Annotated in this window: 2 protein-coding genes; both read left to right on the plus strand. The window is 72.0% G+C overall.

Going from position 1 to position 1,975, the window contains the following annotated elements; genetic code table 11:
* Positions 1-1,238, plus strand: a 1,238-nt coding sequence (gene trpB / locus E2C06_RS38560; protein WP_241671631.1) for a tryptophan synthase subunit beta, incomplete at its 5' end; no start/stop codon positions are given.
* Positions 1,235-1,975, plus strand: a 741-nt coding sequence (trpA, locus tag E2C06_RS38565) for a tryptophan synthase subunit alpha (RefSeq protein ID WP_193560542.1), incomplete at its 3' end; no start/stop codon positions are given. The genes trpB and trpA, both read left to right, overlap by 4 nt.

Genomic DNA, 1,975 nt, shown 5'->3' on the forward strand with positions numbered 1-1,975 from the left:
TGAACAAGCCGCTGCCCAACACCTTTCGCCAGGGCCCTGACGGCCGGGGCCGTTTCGGCCAGTTCGGCGGCCGCTTCGTTGCCGAGACGCTGATGCCGTTGATCCTCGAGGTCGAGCAGGCCTACGAGGCGGCCAGGCGCGACCCGCAGTTCGACGCGGAATGGCGGCACCTGCTGACGCACTACGTCGGCCGTCCCAGCCCGCTCTGGTACGCGGGGCGGCTGACCGAGCACCTGCGGAAGGATGCCGCGCCGGACAAGGGCGCCAAGGTCTACTTCAAGCGCGACGAGCTGAACCACACCGGCGCGCACAAGATCAACGCCGTGCTCGGGCAGATCCTGCTGGCGCGCCGCATGGGCAAGACCCGCATCATCGCCGAGACCGGCGCTGGCCAGCACGGCGTGGCGACGGCCACCGCCTGCGCGCTGTTCGACCTGCCCTGCACCGTCTTCATGGGCGCGACCGACGTGGAGCGGCAGCAGCCCAACGTTTTCCGCATGAAGCTGCTGGGCGCCGAGGTCCGCCCCGTGACCGCCGGCGCGGGCACGCTGAAGGACGCGATGAACGAGGCGCTGCGCTACTGGGTCGGCAATGTCGACGACACCTACTACTGCATCGGCACCGTCGCCGGCCCGCACCCCTATCCGCAGATGGTGCGCGACTTCCAGAGCGTGATCGGCGCGGAGGCGCGGGCGCAGATGCACGAGGCCGAGGGCCGGCTGCCGGACGCGCTGGTCGCGGCGATCGGCGGCGGCTCGAACGCCATGGGGCTGTTCTACCCCTTCCTCGACGACCCCTCCGTGCAGATGGTCGGCGTCGAGGCGGCCGGCCGCGGCCTGCACACCGAGGAGCACGCCGCCTCGCTCGAGAAGGGCCGCCCCGGCGTGCTGCACGGCAACCGCATGTACCTGCTGCAGGATGCCGACGGCCAGGTGCAGGAGGCGCATTCGATCAGCGCCGGGCTCGACTACCCCGGCGTCGGGCCGGAGCATTCCTGGCTGCACGAACTCGGCCGCGTGCAGTACGTCGGCGCGACCGACGACGAGGCGCTGGCCGCCTTCCAGCTCTGCTCGAAGCTCGAGGGCATCATCCCGGCGCTGGAGCCGGCGCATGCGCTCGCCGAGGTGACCAAACGGGCGCCGGCCATGCCGCGCGAGCAGATCCTGCTGATGAACCTCTGCGGCCGCGGCGACAAGGACATCTTCACCGTGGCGCGCCATCTGGGAGTGGAGATGTGAGCCGGATTGCGGCCCGCTTCGCGGCGCTGAAGGAGGAGGGCGGCAAGGCGCTCGTCACCTACCTCCAGGCCTACGACCCCGACCCGGCGACCTCGCTGGCCATCCTGCGCGGCCTGCCCGGCGCGGGCGCCGACATCGTCGAGATCGGCGTGCCCTTCACCGACCCGATGGCCGATGGCCCGTCGATCCAGCAGGCGGCGCTGCGGGCGCTGAAGGCGGGCGCCACGCTGTCCCGCGTGCTGGCCATGGTGCGCGACTTCCGCCGCGAGGAGGACGCCACCCCGGTCGTGCTGATGGGCTACTACAACCCGATCCTCTCCTACGGCGTCGAGCGCTTCTGCACCGATGCGGCGGCCTCCGGCGTCGACGGGCTGATCATCGTCGACGTGCCGCCGGAGGAGGCGGACGAGGTCGAGCCGCACGCCGAGGCGCATGGCCTCGACCTGATCCGGCTGATCGCGCCGACGACCGACGAGGCGCGGCTGCCGCGGGTGCTCGCGGCGACCTCGGGCTTCGTCTACTACGTCTCGATCGCCGGCATCACCGGCACGAAGAGCGCCAGCAGCGCCAGCCTGGAGCAGGCGATCCCGCGCATCCGCCGGCACACCGGCCTGCCGGTCTGCATCGGCTTCGGCATCCGCACGCCGCAGCAGGCCGCCGAGGCGGCGCGGCTGGCCGACGGCGCGGTGGTCGGCACCGCGCTGGTCGACACCCTGGCCGCCAGCCTCGACGAGGAC

Origin of the sequence: Dankookia rubra (assembly GCF_004355005.1) — a bacterium.
Taxonomy (GTDB): domain Bacteria; phylum Pseudomonadota; class Alphaproteobacteria; order Acetobacterales; family Acetobacteraceae; genus Paracraurococcus; species Paracraurococcus ruber_A.